General features: G+C 65.6%; 1 protein-coding gene. It reads right to left on the minus strand.

All coding sequences use genetic code 11. The features are described 5' to 3' along the window. Positions 1-808: phosphate ABC transporter substrate-binding protein PstS (gene pstS / locus NCCP691_RS21215; RefSeq protein WP_220810563.1), on the minus strand; the 808-nt coding region annotated here is incomplete at its 3' end. Positions 809-826 lie beyond the last annotated feature (18 nt).

The following is an 826-nucleotide window of genomic DNA, read 5'->3' on the forward strand; positions in this document are numbered from 1 at the left end:
CCTTGTGCATCAGGATGAAGGAGGCGCCGGTGATCGGCCAGCTTTCCTTGCCGGCGGAGTCGGTCAGCACCACGGCGAAGCCCGGGGTCTTGGCCCAGTCGGCGCCGGCCGCGGCGGCCTTGAAGGTGAGGTCGTCCGGCTGCACGAACTGGCCTTCGCGGTTCTTCATCTGCGCGTGGCTCATCTTGTTGCGCTTGGCGTATGCGTACTCGACATAGCCGATCGAGTTCTTGATGCGCTGGACGTTGGCGGCCACGCCTTCATTGCCCTTGCCGCCCACGCCGGTGGGCCACTTGACCGCGGTACCCGCGCCGACCTGGCTCTTGAAGTCCGGGCTGACCTTGGACAGGTAGTCGGTGAACAGGAAGGTGGTGCCCGAGCCGTCGGCACGATGCACGACGGTGATGTCTTCCGCCGGCAGCTTGACGCCGGCGTTGAGCGCGGCGATTTCCGGCGCGTTCCACTTGGTGATCTTGCCGAGGTAGATGTTGGCGAGGACCTGGCCGTCCAGCTTGAGCTGGCCCGGCTCGACGCCGGCGACGTTCAGGACCGGCACCACGCCGCCCATGATGGCCGGGAACTGCATCAGGCCTTCCTTCTCGAGCTCCTCTGCCTTAAGCGGCATGTCGGAGGCGCCGAAATCGACGGTCTTGGCCTTGATCTGCTTGATGCCGCCGCCCGAGCCGATGGACTGATAGTTCAGGCCGGTGCCGGTGGCCTTCTTGTATTCCTCGGCCCACTTCGCATAGATCGGGTACGGGAAGGTCGCGCCGGCGCCGGTGATGTCGGCGGCGATCGCGTTGTTGATGAAGCTTGCTCCGGCGGC

The organism is Noviherbaspirillum aridicola, from assembly GCF_019656455.1.
GTDB classification, from domain to species: domain Bacteria; phylum Pseudomonadota; class Gammaproteobacteria; order Burkholderiales; family Burkholderiaceae_D; genus Noviherbaspirillum; species Noviherbaspirillum aridicola.